A 16,624-nucleotide genomic window follows, 5' to 3' on the forward strand; every position below is an offset into this window, starting at 1 on the left:
ACAACGAGTATATAGATTGTTGTGTTCCGGGACCTGGCACTTATTACATAAGGGTCCATTACGACAATGAATGTAATGCCTACCAGTTGTGGTGGGACGATGTCAGTGGGTGTTGTGACGACCAGTACGAGGAGAACGATACGCGGGCCACGTGTACGCCTCTATCAGAGGGCACCTGGATCACGGCCAAGCAAGCGGATGACGACTGGTATTGTATCGATGTGACGCCCGGATACGAGCGGGTACTGATTGACTGTCGGTTTAGCCACGCGGAAGGTGACATTGACATCCGACTGGTAAACTCGGGCGGCGCGGTTTTGGCGTCCTCGCGGTCTACAGATGATAACGAGTACATTGACTTCACCGTGTCAACATCCGGTGTGTATTATATTCAAGTGTTTTACGGCAACCGCTGCAATCGATACAACTTATGGTGGGACGATGTGGCCCCATAGAAGTGGATAAAGATACTGAACGCATGAGCATAAGAGGAGTGTTTGTTATGCAACTGCCAGACTCCAGTAGAATAATCTCGCTAGAACTGATCGGCATCATAGTAATCCTATTCCTGGGATTGCCGGCGCAGACTATTGGCGACGACCAATCGGAACACAAGGTCGTCCGGCCCGACACTGCCTGGGACGAAACTGGCCGCCCCGTGATTCTGCCGCCGCGTTCACAGAGGAATGTAGTGGTAGACAACAAGCCAGTGAAACCGGCTGTGGAAAACTCTATGGGGGGCCTTGATGAGTTCGGACGACGGGTTGTCCCCCATGTGGGCACCGAGAAGAACGTAGAAGTAGAGGGGAAACCGGCGCAATCAGAAGCTGCCGGGTTCACCACGACCCTCGATGAGTTCGGTCGGGAAGTACTCCTCCGAGTGGGGATGGACAGAAACGTGGTAGTTGAAGGAAAGCCTTCTGAGCCTGCGTCAATGCGATCTGCCACGGTGACGGACGAAAGCGGGCGCGAGCTTGTGCTGCCGATGGGCATGGTGAAAAACGCTGTCGTCGACGCCAAGCCTGCTATGCCTGTCTCGCCAAGGTCTGCTGCTGTCTATGATGAGTCCGGGCGTGAGGTGGTCCTGCCGCCGGTGACTGAGAGGAACGCGGTTGGAGAAAACAAGCCTCCAGCAAGTGGAGCGCGTAGATTCACCACTGCCCTGGATGAATCTGGTCGAGAGGTTCTGGTAAGGACTGGGACAGACAGGAACGTGGTTGTCGAAGGCAAGCCATCCGAACCTATCCCCATTCAGTCGGCTGCTGCGCGCGACGAATCGGGGCGGGAAGTTGCCTTACCTCCATCTGGGACAAAGAAAAACGTAGTGATTGAAGGCAAAAAATAGCCTCTGGCACCAATTGCCCACCCGAAGCGGACCCACAAAAACAGCCGCCCCGAACATTCGGGGCGGCTTCGTCTTCAGAGATGATCTTCGCGCCTAATTCAGATACGCCCTTAGCGAACGGCTACGCGAGGCGTGCCGAAGACGGCGGATCGCTTTCCCCTTGATCTGCCGCACACGATCGCCGATACTTGGATAGGATAAGGTCAAAAGAGTATTCGGCAATCGTTTTTGAGCATCGGTGGTTTGAAGACAACCTCAAAGACCCCTCCGAATATCTCGGACCCGTCTTCGAAAGTAATGACGACTTCTGGCCGGTCACCGGCTGGCGCATAAGACCGGCTTCAATCTGGATACCCAAACCGAATGCCTCGGATACGTCCGGTGCCATGCGGCGTTAGAAAGGTCACCCGACATTGAATAGGGGCATAGATATCGGAGTGACGGGTCAACCGATCGGCGGTGAGACGCACTACTCTGCCGGCCGGGGTTTTCGCCCATGGGGCATCGGCTGGGGTGTGGTAATAGCGTCTGTCCTGGGAATTCTCGCCGTAGTGCTAGTTCTAACGGCCTGGATGCATGACGATGCCTACATCACCTTTCGAACCATAGACAACTTCGTGAACGGCTACGGGCTCACCTGGAATGTTGCCGAGCGGGTCCAGGCGTACACGAATCCGCTCTGGATGTTCCTGGTAACACTCGTGTACCTGTGCACGAGGGAAGTCTACTTTAGCAGCATCGCCCTGAGTCTCGGTATCACTTTGCTCGCGGCGGCGATCGTTTCGCTCCGGGTATCGACAGCCCCGTTCACTGCAGTGTTGGTGCTGCTGGGATTGCTGGCATCAAAACCGTTCATAGATTTCTCCACGTCGGGGTTGGAGAACCCCCTTACACACCTTCTCCTAATCGTGTTCTTTGCGAAATACTTCACGGGTGATCGCAACCGCGGTACGTTGATGTGGCTTTCCTTCGTAGCCGCGCTCTCAGCTATCAACCGCCTGGATACTATCCTCCTCTACCTGCCCGCTCTGTTGTTCTGCGTGGTCTGTTGCGACAACAAGAAGAACGCATGGGTAATCCTCCCCGGCGTTAGCCCGCTATTCCTTTGGCTTGCCTTTGCCACGTTTTATTATGGCTCGCCGTTTCCGAACAGTGCCTTTGCCAAACTGAGCGCAGGAATCGACTCGCCGGACCTGGCTGCCCAGGGTTGGATCTACTTGAAGAGCGGCTTCTCGCGCTCGCCTGTCACCTTGATCGCAATGGCCGGCGCAGTTGCGGCGGCAGTGTACGCCCGTTCCGCAAAACTGATAGTAGGTTCACTCGGGATCCTTCTCTATATCGGTTATGTGGTTAGAGTTGGCGGAGACTACATGGAGGGCCGATTCCTGGCGGCTCCGTTCGTAATGGCGATCACGTTTCTTTCGCAGCATCGATTCAGGCCGGCGCTGACGGAAGGTACTATGATAGCGGGCACAGCCCTTGTCATAGGTCTGGTGTGGCCAACTTGTCCTCTGCGATCCGGAATGAACTACGGGGCTGACCCTTCCAAATTCTACTGGAACGAGGGCATCGCCGATGAGCGGGAGGGCTACTACCAGAAAACAGGTTTGCTCGTACAATCGAACGACCAGCCCATCCCAAATCACCCGTGGGTACGCGAAGGGCTCGACGCTCGATTGGCGGGCAAACGAGTCGTGACGCGAGCAGGCATCGGCTTCTTTGGCTTCTTTGCGGGACCCCAGGTGCATGTGGTCGATTATCACGGGTTGTCGGACCCGCTTCTGGCTCGACTACCTACGATGACACCAAAGAAATGGCGCATCGGACATTTCATACGACCGATCCCGGAGGGCTACATCGCCTCACTAGAAAGCGGCGACAATGTTCTGACCGAAGAGCTGCTCCGAGAATACTACGGTAGACTGCGTTTCATCACAAGGGGCAATCTATGGGATTGGACCCGGCTCAAGACAATTGTCGATATGAACCTCGGACGATATGAGCATCTGATTCAGAGTTACGTTTCGCAGCCGGTTCGCGTACGATTATCCGACTTCCGCCACCCTCGCCCTCAGGGCACGCCGTATCGAGCCCCGGGAAACATGCTGCTTCGGCAACCAGGCCTGGTGATAGACATGGAAGAACTGCGTCACACCGAGATTATTGAGTTGAGCTCCGATAGCAACGATGAATACTTATTGGAGTTCCTGAGAGATTCGACCGTCGTGGCCAGTCATGTTGTCCCTATCCGGCGAATACCCGAAGGCGGGTTGCGAGTTGACACAATTTACGTCCCCCGCGAAGCGTTCGAGCCCGGATTCAATTTCGTTCACATAACCGGTCAGGGAGGTGATATGACATATAGCGTCGGCCATCTAAGACTGCTGCGATAATCTGTTTCTCCATGAAAAGCCGCCCCTCGAATGAGGAGCGGCTTGTCGTCTATCGATAATCTCGCGGTCTAATTCAAATACGCCCTTAGCGAGCGGCTGCGCGAGGCGTGCCGAAGACGGCGGATCGCTTTCTCTTTGATCTGCCTTACACGCTCACGCGTCAGCGAAAACCGCGCGCCGATCTCCTCCAGCGTGAGCGCCTTCTCGTGATTCAACCCGAAATACAGATTGATCACTTCGGCCTCACGCGGCGTGAGCGTGTCGAGCGCCTTCTCGATCTCGACCCTCAGCGAGCTGCTGAGCAGCGCTTCGTCCGGCGACGGTTGAAACTCGTCCTCGAGGATGTCGATCAGCGAGTTGTCTTCAGAAACCGAAAACGGCGCGTCGAGCGACAAATGCGAGTTCGAGATTTTCAGCGTGTCGGAAACCTCGCCCTCGGACAATTCCAGTTCCTTGGCGATTTCTTCCGGCGACGGCTCCCGGCCGAGACCCTGCTCCAGACGGCTCGAAACCTTGCCGATCTTGTGCAGCGTGCCAACCCGGTTGAGCGGCAGCCGCACGATACGGCTCTGTTCGGCCAGCGCCTGTAAAATAGCCTGGCGAATCCACCAGACGGCGTAAGAGATGAACTTGAACCCACGAGTCTCGTCGAACCGCTTGGCCGCTTTGATCAGGCCGATATTGCCTTCGTTGATCAAGTCGGCCAGGGACAGACCCTGGTTTTGGTACTGCTTGGCGACGGACACCACGAAACGAAGATTGGCGCGAGTTAGTTTTTCCAGGGCCTTTGTGTCACCCTGCTTTATTTTGCGCGCCAGGCGTACTTCTTCCGCAGCGGTAATAAGGGGGGTTTCCCCGATCTCGCGAAGGTACAGGTCGAGTGACCGGTCCTCATCGCGATACTTCAGTGACTGTTTCGCCACCTTGGCTGACTAGCTCCTTCGAACCCTACGACTACTGTTTTGGTCCAAGACGGCCCTCGCGAGCCGTCGGTACTGCTCTCTATCTTCAATAACTTACTGCCTCAGTATCTTCCGGGCGATAGCGCCATCCGGCTCCTGCACAATGAGCGGGATTCGCGACCGGTCTTCCTCTTGTCTCACCGCGGAAAGAAATTCCTCCACCGAACTCACGGCGTTTTTCCCGATTTTCATAATGATCGAGCCGGCAGTTACGCCCGCTCGGTCGGCCGCCGTCCCCGGGTACACTCTCCAAACGTACAAACCGTCAACATGTTCCGCGCCAATATCTCGGGCGATTTCCGGTGTGTAGCGGCTCAATTCCATGCCGAGCAGGACCTCGGTCTCGGGGTGAGCACCCCCTCCAGGGTTTTCCAGCGACTGGGCCAGCCCGCTGTCGCGGTCGCCAATTGTCGTCTTCAGGTTAACGTGCTTGCCGTCGCGGACCACCTCGACAGGGATCGTATTCCCCTGCCTGAGCGTGGACACCAGCACCGAGAACTGACTGCCGTTTACAACTTCCTGATTATTGAACTTCACGACAACGTCACCCGGTTGAATTCCGGCCTGGTCGGCGGGCGATCCCACAAACACCGAGTCGATCACCACCCCGCGTACGGCGTTTAGTCCGAGCCGCTTGGCCTGGCGCTCGTTGACATCCGACATCTGCACTCCCAGCCAGCCGCGACTCGGTTTGCCCGTAGCAATCAAATCTGGTACGATGGCGCGAGCCAGATTGATAGGGATGGCGAACCCGATACCGACCGAGGAACCGGTCGGGCTCGTGATGGCTGCATTGACCCCGATGCACTCACCGCGAAGGTTTAGAAGCGGGCCGCCCGAATTGCCCGGATTAATGGCGGCGTCGGTCTGAATGTAGTTCTGGTAGTACGGCGTGTCGCCGGTGAACCGGAGTTGGCTTCGACCTTTGGCCGAGACCACGCCGACCGTGACGGTCCTATCCAGACCCTGCTCGGGAAACGGGTTGCCGATCGCAATGGCCCAGTCGCCCACCTGGATCTCGTCGGAGTCACCAAACGGGATAACCGTAACCTTCTCTTCCGGCTCGACCCGAAGTACGGCCAGATCCGATTCCGGATCGTTGCCCACGAGCTGTGCCCGGTATTCGTAGCCCGACGATGTCCGGACCGTGATCTCCATGGCGTTGGCCACAACGTGATTGTTAGTCAGGACATAGCCGTCCTCGCGGAAGAAGAACCCGGAGCCGCGAGACATGGCATAGTGGCCGCCCCGGAGCCACCAGTGGGCCTGGTTGTCGCGGGTTGTGGCAGAGACATTGACCACGGCGTCAGCCACCTGATTGACCACGTCAACGAACGGCGACTGCATGTGGCCGCCCTTGTCTACCACAGGGAACAGACCGGTCTGGCTGACGTTGGTCGGCACCTGGGCCACTGAGGGGGCTGACAGGTCCAGGTTAGACGCAATTAGAACGCCGAGGAGGGTGAAAAGGACGGCAGCCGAAACGATACCGGCCGTGCGGCGGCCGGAGAATTTCGGCTTCTGAGGAGGAACCGATTGGTTAATCAAGAAGCCCACCAGAAAACTTAGCCTTATAGTATACCCCTCACTCCGAGGCGTGTCAAGCAAAACCTGATGCCTCGACGTGAGAACTTCCTTATTACTAATACGAACCTCATTCCTGACTTGATACCCGAATTCTAAGGGAAAGTTCTGCTCATCGGGGGTTGTAAGTCTATGGTTTATCGCATCATACAATTGCGAGGCGGCCTGCTTCGCACGGCCGTATCGGGTTTACCCCAGTGTGGCGACCTTGTTGACTTCCCCGCTGCTGCCCGCTACTTTGCCGCCGGAATGGACTCAGCCCGGAAACAGCGGAAACAGCTTATCGAGGTCGGCAAGAGGCTGACTAAGATGCGGATGGTGGCCGGGTCCGACGGCAACCTCTCCGCCCGCCTGGAGAACGGCCACATCCTGATCACTCCCTCGGGCGTGCCTCTCGGTGACCTAGATGCAGACGATCTCGTGATGGTCGATCTGCACGGGACGAAACTTGATGGCGATGGCGAGCCGTCATCGGAACTCGCGACCCATTTGTACCTGTACAAGTCGCGTCCGGACATACAGGCCGTTGTCCACGCCCATCCGCCGTACGCCACCGCCTTTGCGGTCGCCGGAGTCGAAATGGAATGGCGGTCGCTGCCTGAGATGGTAGTGCTTGTCGGTCCGGTGGCATTGACTGAGTATGCCCCTCCCGGGACCGAGGCCGTTCCGAAAGCACTGGAACCGTTTTTCGCGAACCACGACGCCTTTCTATTGCGTAATCATGGGCTGGTGACAGTCGGGCGGTCGGTTATGATCGCATGGCAACGGCATGAGATTGTGGAGCACGCTGCCCGCATACTCCACCTGAGTCGAACGTTGGGCGGTCCCCAGCACATTCCTGGTTCCGATTTTGAGCGCCTCGAAAATCTGAGAAATACGTTGACGCGCGAACGGGACTGATACGCATGGAGACAATGTGCCGGTCCGGAAAGTAGTTATCGATCGAGCCAATCGGCTCTACCAGATGCCGCCCGAGGTGGCGGACTTTGTCCCGTCGGGCCGCACACTGTTCGGGCTGGGACGCAGCGGCGTGATCGACCTGGCCTCGTTCCACTGGCCCATAGCGTTCGAACAAGATACCAAGCCCGCAGGCGACGAGCTGATGCCGGCAACAGAGCAGCAGTTGGCAGCACTTAGGGAGGAACTCGCAGTTTGGATAAATCGCACCCACGGCGCGCGAATCATCCCGGACAAAGAGATCTTCATTGGCGGGGGCATCTCCAACCTTGCCTTTCAAATGGCGCTGGCCCATATCGACAGCGGCGATGCCGCGTTCGTTCCCTCCGTGGGCATCCCCCTTTACAGGGCTTGTGTGACCGCGTGCAATGGTCAGCCGATCACTTATACAGTGTCGTCAAAAAACGACTGGTCGCCTCGATTCGACCGCCTCAATACCGTGCTGGGACGAGCCGCCCGTCTGCTGTTCCTCAATTCGCCGCACAACCCAACCGGCGTGGAACTGACCCACAAGGAAATCGCCGAGCTGGTCTGGACTGCCGGACGGCAGAACATCCTGATTATCAATGATACCGCTTATGCGTCGCTTTCCAACCGACCGCATGCGTCGCTCCTATCAGTCACTGGCGGAAAGAAGGTCGGGGTCGAATTGGGATCGTTCGCCTATCAATTCGGGCTTCCGGCGCTGCCGTTCGGATATGCCGTGGGCAATCGCGAAGCGATATCCGGTTTGAAAAAGACCTCCCGCCTGGTTCACGCCTACCTGCCGTCCTATGCCGCTAATCTGGCAGTCGAGGCGATTCGGCAATATCCCTGCGATGCGCTAACGCGTGTGCGCGACCGGCTAACGCGCGCGTCAAGCGAGGCCTCGCAGCTAATGTCGCTGCTGCGGCTCGAACGCACGGTACAATCGTCGGTACCATTCGAATGGGCGCGTATCGAGAGACGAATGCCATCGACCAACCTTGCCCGAACTTTGCTGCGCCGTTTTCGCATCGTGGTCGCACCGGGGCTTGCCTTCGGCGAGAACGGCGAGGGGTTTCTGCGATTCAGTCTGCTGGCCGGCTCTGAAGCGTTCGCCGAGGCGTGTCGCCGCGTGCGGCGAAGCCGCATCGCACGTAAGCGGGAGGACACAGAATGAAGGATGTCATCCGGCTTGTGGGTCTGACCTTTTACGGCTATCACGGGATTAGCGCGGCCGAAAAGGAAACGGGACGCCAGTTCGAGGTCGACTGCGATCTTCAAACTGATCTGGCCGAGGCGGCCCACTCGGACAACCTCCGCGATACGATCGACTACAGCCAGGTCTACGCGGTTATTCGCGAGGTTGTCGAGGGTCGGGCGTATGCCCTTCTGGAGGGTCTGGCCGGCGAACTGGCCGGTATCCTGCTCGACAGGTTCCCGGTGTATGCGGTAACGTTGAGGATTCGCAAGCTCCATCCGCCGGTGGCCGGTCCGGCGAAGTACATTGAAGTCGAAGTGACGCGAATGCAGGGAGACCCCTCGAAACTCACCGCCCCGAAGTTTAATAGGCCGGAGAGTACCTGAGCGATGATGGAAGTCGTATACCTTGGACTCGGATCCAACCTGGGTGATCGCGAACGATTCCTGAATTCAGCCGTGGGGCGCCTGCGAGACGTCGACGGGTTGGAGATTGTGGCCGTGTCGGCAATCTACGAAAGCCCGGCGCAGGAAACCTCCGACGACTCCCCGCCCTTTCTGAATCAGGTGGTCAAGCTGGAATACGCCTTCTCTCCCGAGGATCTCCAGCAGGCTGTAGAGACGATTGAAGACCACCTCGGTCGCAACGGCAAGGGTGAACGCCGGGCGCGGACTATCGACATTGACATTCTGCTCTTTGGGGATAAGCGAGTCAAAACGGAAAGATTGGAAATCCCGCATCCCAGGATAACCAGGCGCCCGTTTGTGCTCATACCCCTTCTGGATATCGATCCGGAGCTGGTCCATCCGGTGACAGGCAAACCGCTGGCAAAGTATCTTACCCCGGCCGGCCGAACCCAGGTAGAGATTTATCGAGATCATGTCGCACGACAAAGCTGATCCGAGCTATATCGCGGTCGAGGGCGTGATCGGGGTCGGCAAGACCTCGTTCGCTCGTCTGCTGGCCGAGCGCCTCAAGGCGCGGCTGATTGACGAGGAGGTATTCGAAAATCCGTTCCTGGCCGATTTCTATAAAGATCGGAAGCGCCACGCCCTGTCCTGCCAGTTGTATTTCCTGATCTCTCGCTTTCAACAACAGCAGCAATTGATGGAGCGTGATCTTTTTGCACAGCGCATAGTTGCCGACTATCTTTTCGCCAAGGACGCCATATTCGCATCGGTCAATCTCTCCGAGCGGGAGCTGGCGTTGTACAACAAGATCGCTCCGACGTTGGCGCGCGATGTCCCCTCTCCTGACCTCGTGATATACCTTCAAGCGTCCACCAGCGTCCTGCTGGAGCGTATCCGCAGCCGCAATCATCCGTTCGAGAAGCCGATCGATTTCGACTACATCGAAATGCTCAACAACGCGTACGATTACTATTTCTTTCACTATGTGGATACGCCACTTCTTGTGGTCAAAACTGATGAAATCGATTTCGTACATCGGCCGGAGCATTTCGACGATTTGATCGATCAGATTTCCAAGCCGATCGCCGGCAAGAAATACTACAGTCCGCCGTCCGGCCCACTTCCATCCGGGGAATGAATATGTCTGTCGTCAGGAAGCGCGAGAAGATCACGACCCACACTATCGTGAGGATGAAAAAGCGGGGCGAGAAGATCGCCGTGCTGACCGCATATGATTACTTCACCGCACGGCTGCTCGATCAGGCCGGGGTCGATATCCTGCTGGTAGGCGATTCTGCCGCCAATGTCGTGCACGGTCACAAATCGACTTTGGCAATCGGCATGGACGTGATGGTCAGCCACACGGCGGCGGTGGCGCGCGGGCGGGAGAAGGCACTGGTGGTTGCCGACATGCCGTTTCTCTCGTTTCAGCCGTCGATTGAGACGGCCATAAGAAACGCCGGACGTTTCCTGGCCGAAGGAAGTGCCGAGGCGGTGAAAATCGAGGGCGGCCTCGAAATGGTGCCCACGGTGCGGCGGCTGATCGAATGCGGAATTCCTGTGATGGGGCATATCGGTTTGACCCCGCAGTCGATCAATCGCTTCGGCGGACCCAAAGTGCAGGGCAAAACCGACAAGTCAAGCAGTTACCTCATGGATTCGGCGTTGGCGCTCGAACAGGCAGGCTGCTTTTCTTGCGTACTGGAACTTACAACCAGGGAGACCGCGGCGGAGATTACCTCGGCACTGAAGACCATGGCGACGATCGGCATAGGCGCCGGGCCGCATTGCGACGGCCAGGTGCTGGTAATCAACGACATCCTCGGACTGCGCGAACCCGGTTTCAAGCCGCGCTTCGTCCGCGAGTACGCCGACCTGCCGCCGATCATCGCCGATGCCGCGCGACGGTTCGTAGATGACGTCCGCAATGGCCGATATCCGAATGACGAGGAATCCTTCTCCAAGGGTGAAAACTAGAGTTCTTCAGGCTGGGACTAGTGCCGCAACTTCTCTTGGCTTCTGACAACCTCCGGAGATCTGCCGCCCACGATCTAGGAGATATTAGTTGGGATGGTACCATTCTACAGATAGTGCGGCCGTGATCGATTAGAGACAGTAGTCTCGGAAGGGAGTTTTGATATGTTCGCCAAAATAATCGGCATGTGCGCAGCAATGCTCGTGGTTGCGGGAACGGCCCTGGCGCAGAGTGACAGCGCCGCCGGCTGGAAGACCTCGCTGGTCACCGATCTGACTGTTACGCAAACATCGTACTCAGACTCGTGGGTCGGCGGCGAGGCCGGCTCGGTCAACTGGGTGTGGAATCTCGACGGCACCGCCGAGCGGCAGTTGAGTACCAAAGTGAACCTCAAGTCAACCCTGCGCCTGAAGTTCGGACAGACGCTGACACAGGACGCTGACACCAAAGACTGGGCCAAACCGAGAAAGTCCACCGATCTGATTGATTGGGAAAACGTCTTTCGGTTCACTCTGGGAAAAGTCGTGGATCCGTATGCGGCGGTCAGGTTGGAGAGCCAGTTCTTCGACGGCTCCGTGGCGGCCAAGAAGCTGTACCTGAGCCCGCTGAAACTGACCGAGTCGTTCGGTGTGGCCCGCCAGTTCTACAAGAAGGAGAATGAGACCTTCACCAGTCGCATCGGTCTGGCCGCGCGCCAGATTTTCAAGACAACAATCATCGATCTGGCGACACTCGAAACCGATGATTCGACTATTACCGACGGCGGTGTAGAATCGGTAACCGACGCTACCCTCAAGCTGGCGCAGAACATACAGTATGTGGGCAAGCTGAGCATATTCAAGGCGCTGTTTTCATCGGAGTCGGACCGCGAGCATGTGCTGGGCGCGCGCGACGTCGGTGTCCACTGGTCGACACCGGATGTCAATTGGGAAAACACGTTTACGGCTTCGGTGACGACAATTGTCAGCGTGAGCCTGTACACTCAGGTGCTCTACGACAAAGACATTGACAAACGCGCCCGTTTCAAAGAGACCCTCGCGCTGGGCTTCACGGTGCGGATAACGTAAAACCTCAGATGGCCGTAGCAGTAGTCAATCGGTACCGACAGCCGTCACCAGGCTGGTCCGAGGCGGTCGAGGCGCCGTTTCGCGCCGATGACATAACCGCGCTGCATCACTCAATTCCTGAGTACAAGCCCACCCCGCTGGTCCATCTTCCCGGACTCGTCTCTGAGCTTGGCGTGGGCGGGCTTGTGGTCAAAGACGAGGCGCATCGTTTCGGACTCAAGGCATTCAAAGCGCTCGGCGCGTCGTACGCCATCTACCGATACGTGAAGGCCTACCTGGCGGGCCAGTCACTGCCTTGTCCGGCTCCTTCGGAATTCTACTCCTGGCGCGACATACTCCGTAAAGGCGAGCTCACTCTTTGCACGGCCACCGACGGCAACCACGGCCGCGGGGTTGCCTGGACCGCGCGAAAGCTCGATCAGGGCGCGGTCATCTACATGCCGAATAACTCTGCTCCTGCAAGAGTACAGAACATTCGCGGCGAGAACGCAAAGGTGGTGCTGGTGGACGGGACATACGATGACGCGGTCACGCGATGCGCGCGCGATGCGGCGGTCAACCGGTGGCAGACAGTTTCGGATACCTCCTGGACGGGATACGAAGAAATCCCGCGATGGATCATGGCGGGATACCTGACGCTGTTCCGCGAGATCGAAAACGACATCGGCCAAAACGTCCGTATCGATCTGGTCCTGGTACAGGGAGGTGTAGGTGCGCTGGCGGCGGCCGCCGCCTGGTACTTCCGCCGCGAATCTCCCTGGCCGCAAGTTACGCTCGTGTCTGTCGAACCAACCGAGGCCGCCTGCCTGCTTGAGTCAATATCTTCTCCATCGGGCGAACCGGTGTTGAGCAGAGGACGGCAGAACAGTATCATGGCCGGCCTGAACTGCGGGACTCCCTCACTCGTGGCCTGGCCGCTCATCAAGCTCGGCTTCGACATGTTTCTGGCCATCGATGATTCGTCGTGTGTGGACGCCATGCGTCGATTTTATCATCCGAGCGGAAATGACACTCGGGTCATCTCCGGCGAATCGGGGGCCGCCGGCCTGGCGGCATTGCTCAGTTTGACAGGCGACAGCTCCCTGGAGCATGTCCGCCGATCACTCCCCCTGACACCTGACTCGACCGTGCTGCTTCTCAACACCGAAGGAGATACCGACCCGGACGGCTTCCGGTCCCGTGTTGGCAAGAACAAGCTGTAGAACACCTCCAACGAACGCCCGAAACGCTCGCCAAAAAACCTCTTTTCTACGCTGTCCGGCGGGGTATATTTTCCGATCATGACATGTCCTTTCCACCAGAAGTTGTCGTCTACTACCTCGCGCGCTCGGTCCTGAAGGGGTTAGTTATCACCAAGGAGAGATTTCATTGAACCGTGTTCCTGCCAGTTACCCTGTCGCAACGCTATCCCCCGGCCACAAGGAGAACTATGAGCTATCTCGCCGGCAGGTCGGCTATGTGCCCCGGTCCGAGGCCACTCGCGAAACCTATTTCCGGCTCGGTTTCAAAAGCGGTCTGGAAATTCACCAGCAACTGCTGACCCAAAAGAAGCTGTTTTGCCACTGTCCGGCGGGGCTGTATCAGCATGGTGAGTACGACGCTGAGGTGATCCGGCACATGCGACCCACGCTCAGCGAGATGGGGGAGTACGACGGCACAGCCCTAATGGAGAAAAAAACCCGCAAGACGATTATCTACCGGATCAAGGACGAAACCGCCTGCACGTACGATATCGACGATACTCCGCCCTTTCAGATCGACCGCGATGCTCTCGAAATCGCGCTCGAAATCGCCCTCATGCTTAAGTGCAACATGGTCGGCGAGCTGCACATCGCGCGCAAGCAGTATCTCGACGGCAGCATTCCGACCGGCTTTCAGCGCACCGGCATTGTCGGCATCGAGGGAGAAATCCCGCTCGCACACAAGAAAGTTCGCATTATCCAAATCAGCATCGAGGAGGACTCCTGCCGGGAGGTCTCCGATGTGGGCCACCTACGGGTATACACGACCGACCGCCTCGGTATGCCGCTGATTGAAACTGTTACCTATCCTGATATGCTGACTCCGGATGAAGTGGCCGAGGCCGCCCAGTACCTTCGCCTGTTGGTGCGGACATCGGGGAAGGTGCGCACCGGGATCGGCGCCGCGCGCGAGGATGTCAATGTCAGTATCGCCGGCGGAACAAGGGTCGAGATCAAAGGTGTGCAGCATATTCGCTGGATTCCCGATCTGGTGCATGTTGAGGCCTTCCGCCAGAAGGCGCTGCTGCGGATCAGGGATATTCTGCAGGAGCGGTGCTCCGATCACTCGGGATGGCGAGTCAAGTCGGTAAAGCTCGATTCGACTCTCCTGCACGCGCTTCCGCCGCTATTGGCCGAGACTCTAAACACCGACTATCGCTGCGTAGCGGTCAACTTGCCGGCGTTCAGGGACATTCTGTCTCACTTCACCCAACCAGGCAAGTGCTTTGCCAGTGAACTCAGTGATCGACTTAAAGTGATCGCTTGCCTGGAGCGACCAAATCTGATCCACAGCGAAGGCGACGCCTGGTTCGATAACGGCACCGCCGCCGAGTTGCGCCGTCTACTGGGCGCAGACGATAATGACGCCCAGCTCGTGTACTGGGGGCCCGCCGACGATATGGCTACCGCTCTCGAGACTGTCGAGGAGCGATGCCGCCTCGCTTTCGCAGGTGTGCCCAACGAGACGCGGAAGTCATTCTCAGACGGCACCACGATTTTCGAGCGCGTGCTGCCGGGGCCCGACCGCATGTATCCGGACACCGATTCGGCTCCCATTGCCATTGCCAATGATCACATCGAGCGTATCAGAGCGCGGCTGATCGATGTCCTCCCGGACTGGCTGCACCGGCTGCGCATGTGGGGAGTACCGTCGGACACCCATCGGTACCTGATCAGGCGGGAGATTGTGCCGGTGGTTGAGCAGATCGCGGGCAAGACCGGCTGGCCGGAGAAGTTTATCGCGGTGCTTTTCGGTCATACGCTCAAGGGTCTGGAACGCAAGCGGCGGACAAAAGAACCGTTTGAGGCCACTTGCGTGGTCGATCTCTGTCTGGCGGTGCACCGTACCGGACTCGAGCGGACAATGGCTAAAGAAGCGCTGTATGTTCTGGTCGCGTCGCCTGACAGAAGAGCGGAGACAGTTGTGAGCGATCTGAGTTCAGGCCTCAATTCACTGGCGGACGCGACCAGACAAATACCAGCCCTGGCGTCGGAGTTCGAGCGGGTGCGCAAGTCGCGCCATCCCGAGGCGCGGCAGCGCTGGATAATGGGCCGCCTCAAACCCAAAGTTGTCGGCAAGGTTGATTTGAAACTGCTCGCCGAGGCGGTCACGAAGGAGCTGGCTCATGTCTGAAGCGCTCAAAGGGTACAAGGGAGCCGCCCGCGAGGTACTCGAAAAATTCGGCGTGGCCGTCTGGGACAACTGTGAGCTCAAGACCACGCGCGGTGAGTTCAAGGGGATCGTGCTGCCGCGTTCTGAGACCGACGACGACCGGCATCTCGTACTCAAGCTGGCCAGCGGATACAATGTTGGAATCGAAATCGATACCGTGATGGACATCAAAGCCGGCGGACGTAAAGAGGCTCATTACAAGATTCCGGAGAAGCAGTTCCCAGTTTCGCCCAACAAGCCGAATGTGAAGCTCCTTGGCACCGGTGGTACGATTGCGTCGCGGCTCGATTACCGCACCGGCGCGGTCATACCGGCCTTCTCGCCCGGCGAACTCTACGGCGCCGTGCCGGAACTGGCCGACATTTGCAATCTAACGACCGAGAAGCTGTTCGCCGTTTTCAGCGAGAACATGGGCCCCGAGCAGTACAAAAAGCTTGCGGTGCGAATCGGCGAGGAGATCGCCAACGGTGTCGACGGTATCGTGATCGGGCACGGCACCGACACCATGCACCACACCGCTTCGGCGCTCGCTTTCATGATCCAGAATTCGCCGGTGCCGATAGTGCTGGTAGGCTCACAGCGGTCATCGGATCGGCCGTCGTCCGATGCCGCCCTTAACCTCATTCACGCCACCAAAACCGCTGCCGAATCGGATATCGCCGAAGTTGTGGTATGTATGTTCGGGCCGACCTCGGACGAGTACGGCCTGCTGCATCGGGGCACGCGCGTGCGCAAGATGCACTCCTCATACCGGTCGACCTTCCGCACGGTCGGCGATATTCCACTGGCGATGGTCAATCGCGAAAAAGTCACCCCACTGCACGACAACTACAACAAGCGGCGCAAAGACCGCCAAGTCGATATCCATCCGTATTTCGAAGAGCGAGTAGCGATGGTGTATTACTATCCGAACATGCATCAGGACATGATCGACTCGCTGGTTGATAACGGCTACAAAGGTATCGTCATTGCCGGTACAGGCTTGGGACACATCAACAAGCCTGTCTACCCCGCCATCGAGCGCGCCACCGCGGCCGGAGTAGCCATCTATATGACCGTGCAGACTCTCTGGGGATATGTGCACATGTTCGTTTACGACACCGGCCGCGACCTCATGGCCAAGGGGATCATTCCGGCCGCCAATATGCTTCCGGAAGTGGCGTACGTGAAACTGGCCTGGGCGCTGGGACAGACGAGCGATCTCGAACTCGTCAGGGAGATCATGTTGACACCGATCTGCGGCGAGATTACCGAACGCGAGCCATACAACGGTTATCTCATCCTGCAAGGGGGGGTTCCTGAGGTGGAGGCATTCCTCCGCACGATCCACAAATAGTATTGGAGTTGAGCCACGC

General features: G+C 57.8%; 15 protein-coding genes. 13 read left to right on the forward strand and 2 right to left on the reverse strand.

From position 1 onward, the window contains the following. The 3 genes from AB1772_02590 to AB1772_02600 form a co-directional block, all read left to right on the forward strand. The coding region (locus AB1772_02590) for a PPC domain-containing protein (protein ID MEW5795225.1) at positions 1 to 455 on the forward strand (455 nt) is incomplete at its 5' end. A gap of 23 nt (positions 456 to 478) precedes the next feature. Further along, positions 479 to 1,345 (forward strand): hypothetical protein, encoded by an 867-nt coding sequence (locus AB1772_02595; protein MEW5795226.1) that lies wholly within the window; start codon positions 479 to 481, stop codon positions 1,343 to 1,345. 413 nt (positions 1,346 to 1,758) lie between these two features. Further along, entirely contained in the window at positions 1,759 to 3,738 is a 1,980-nt protein-coding gene (locus AB1772_02600) for a hypothetical protein (protein MEW5795227.1), read from the forward strand. A 68-nt stretch (positions 3,739 to 3,806) separates the two neighbouring features. Here AB1772_02600 and AB1772_02605 read toward each other — a convergent pair whose 3' ends face one another. Further along, positions 3,807 to 4,661, reverse strand: coding sequence for a sigma-70 family RNA polymerase sigma factor (locus AB1772_02605; GenBank protein MEW5795228.1), 855 nt, complete (start codon positions 4,659 to 4,661; stop codon positions 3,807 to 3,809). Positions 4,662 to 4,754: 93 nt separating this feature from the next. After that, a complete protein-coding gene (locus AB1772_02610; GenBank protein ID MEW5795229.1) occupies positions 4,755 to 6,257 on the reverse strand; it encodes a trypsin-like peptidase domain-containing protein in 1,503 nt (500 codons plus the stop codon). 159 nt (positions 6,258 to 6,416) lie between these two features. On the opposite strand from AB1772_02610, the gene AB1772_02615 reads away from it, so the two are divergent. From AB1772_02615 to gatD, 10 genes are all read left to right on the forward strand, one after another. Continuing rightward, a complete protein-coding gene (locus tag AB1772_02615) occupies positions 6,417 to 7,184 on the forward strand; it encodes a class II aldolase/adducin family protein (GenBank protein MEW5795230.1) in 768 nt (255 codons plus the stop codon). A gap of 16 nt (positions 7,185 to 7,200) precedes the next feature. Then, a complete protein-coding gene (locus tag AB1772_02620) occupies positions 7,201 to 8,382 on the forward strand; it encodes a pyridoxal phosphate-dependent aminotransferase (GenBank protein ID MEW5795231.1) in 1,182 nt (393 codons plus the stop codon). After that, complete coding sequence (gene folB / locus AB1772_02625) at positions 8,379 to 8,789, forward strand: dihydroneopterin aldolase (GenBank protein ID MEW5795232.1); 411 nt, start codon at positions 8,379 to 8,381, stop codon at positions 8,787 to 8,789. The genes AB1772_02620 and folB overlap by 4 nt, the downstream gene beginning before the upstream one ends. A gap of 3 nt (positions 8,790 to 8,792) precedes the next feature. Then, positions 8,793 to 9,302 (forward strand): 2-amino-4-hydroxy-6-hydroxymethyldihydropteridine diphosphokinase, encoded by a 510-nt coding sequence (gene folK, locus AB1772_02630; protein ID MEW5795233.1) that lies wholly within the window; start codon positions 8,793 to 8,795, stop codon positions 9,300 to 9,302. Then, positions 9,283 to 9,951 carry a deoxynucleoside kinase gene (locus AB1772_02635; protein MEW5795234.1) on the forward strand — a complete coding sequence of 223 codons (669 nt, stop codon included), beginning with the start codon at positions 9,283 to 9,285 and terminating at the stop codon, positions 9,949 to 9,951. The genes folK and AB1772_02635 overlap by 20 nt, the downstream gene beginning before the upstream one ends. A 2-nt stretch (positions 9,952 to 9,953) precedes the next feature. Next, entirely contained in the window at positions 9,954 to 10,790 is an 837-nt protein-coding gene (panB, locus tag AB1772_02640; GenBank protein MEW5795235.1) for a 3-methyl-2-oxobutanoate hydroxymethyltransferase, read from the forward strand. Between the two features lie 162 nt (positions 10,791 to 10,952). Beyond that, positions 10,953 to 11,855: a DUF3078 domain-containing protein gene (locus AB1772_02645; protein MEW5795236.1), complete on the forward strand. Its 903-nt coding sequence runs from the start codon at positions 10,953 to 10,955 to the stop codon at positions 11,853 to 11,855. Positions 11,856 to 11,863: 8 nt separating this feature from the next. Then, the gene (locus AB1772_02650; GenBank protein ID MEW5795237.1) at positions 11,864 to 13,057 is read left to right on the forward strand and encodes a diaminopropionate ammonia-lyase; all 1,194 of its coding nucleotides are present in this window, start codon (positions 11,864 to 11,866) and stop codon (positions 13,055 to 13,057) included. A gap of 166 nt (positions 13,058 to 13,223) precedes the next feature. Then, complete coding sequence (gene gatE / locus AB1772_02655; GenBank protein MEW5795238.1) at positions 13,224 to 15,230, forward strand: Glu-tRNA(Gln) amidotransferase subunit GatE; 2,007 nt, start codon at positions 13,224 to 13,226, stop codon at positions 15,228 to 15,230. Next, positions 15,223 to 16,605, forward strand: coding sequence for a Glu-tRNA(Gln) amidotransferase subunit GatD (gene gatD / locus AB1772_02660; protein MEW5795239.1), 1,383 nt, complete (start codon positions 15,223 to 15,225; stop codon positions 16,603 to 16,605). Before gatE ends, gatD begins: the two co-directional genes overlap by 8 nt. The last annotated feature ends 19 nt before the right edge of the window (positions 16,606 to 16,624 follow it).

The organism is Candidatus Zixiibacteriota bacterium (assembly GCA_040752815.1).
Lineage (GTDB): Bacteria > Zixibacteria > MSB-5A5 > GN15 > FEB-12 > JAGGTI01.

Coding starts and splice junctions, on each gene's coding strand:
- AB1772_02595 (MEW5795226.1), top strand. CDS start 479: ATGAGCATAAGAGGAGTGTTTGTTATGCAACTGCCAGACTCCAGTAGA.
- AB1772_02615 (MEW5795230.1), top strand. CDS start 6,417: ATGGTTTATCGCATCATACAATTGCGAGGCGGCCTGCTTCGCACGGCC.
- folB (MEW5795232.1), top strand. CDS start 8,379: ATGAAGGATGTCATCCGGCTTGTGGGTCTGACCTTTTACGGCTATCAC.
- folK (MEW5795233.1), top strand. CDS start 8,793: ATGATGGAAGTCGTATACCTTGGACTCGGATCCAACCTGGGTGATCGC.
- AB1772_02635 (MEW5795234.1), top strand. CDS start 9,283: ATGTCGCACGACAAAGCTGATCCGAGCTATATCGCGGTCGAGGGCGTG.
- panB (MEW5795235.1), top strand. CDS start 9,954: ATGTCTGTCGTCAGGAAGCGCGAGAAGATCACGACCCACACTATCGTG.
- AB1772_02645 (MEW5795236.1), top strand. CDS start 10,953: ATGTTCGCCAAAATAATCGGCATGTGCGCAGCAATGCTCGTGGTTGCG.
- AB1772_02650 (MEW5795237.1), top strand. CDS start 11,864: ATGGCCGTAGCAGTAGTCAATCGGTACCGACAGCCGTCACCAGGCTGG.
- gatD (MEW5795239.1), top strand. CDS start 15,223: ATGTCTGAAGCGCTCAAAGGGTACAAGGGAGCCGCCCGCGAGGTACTC.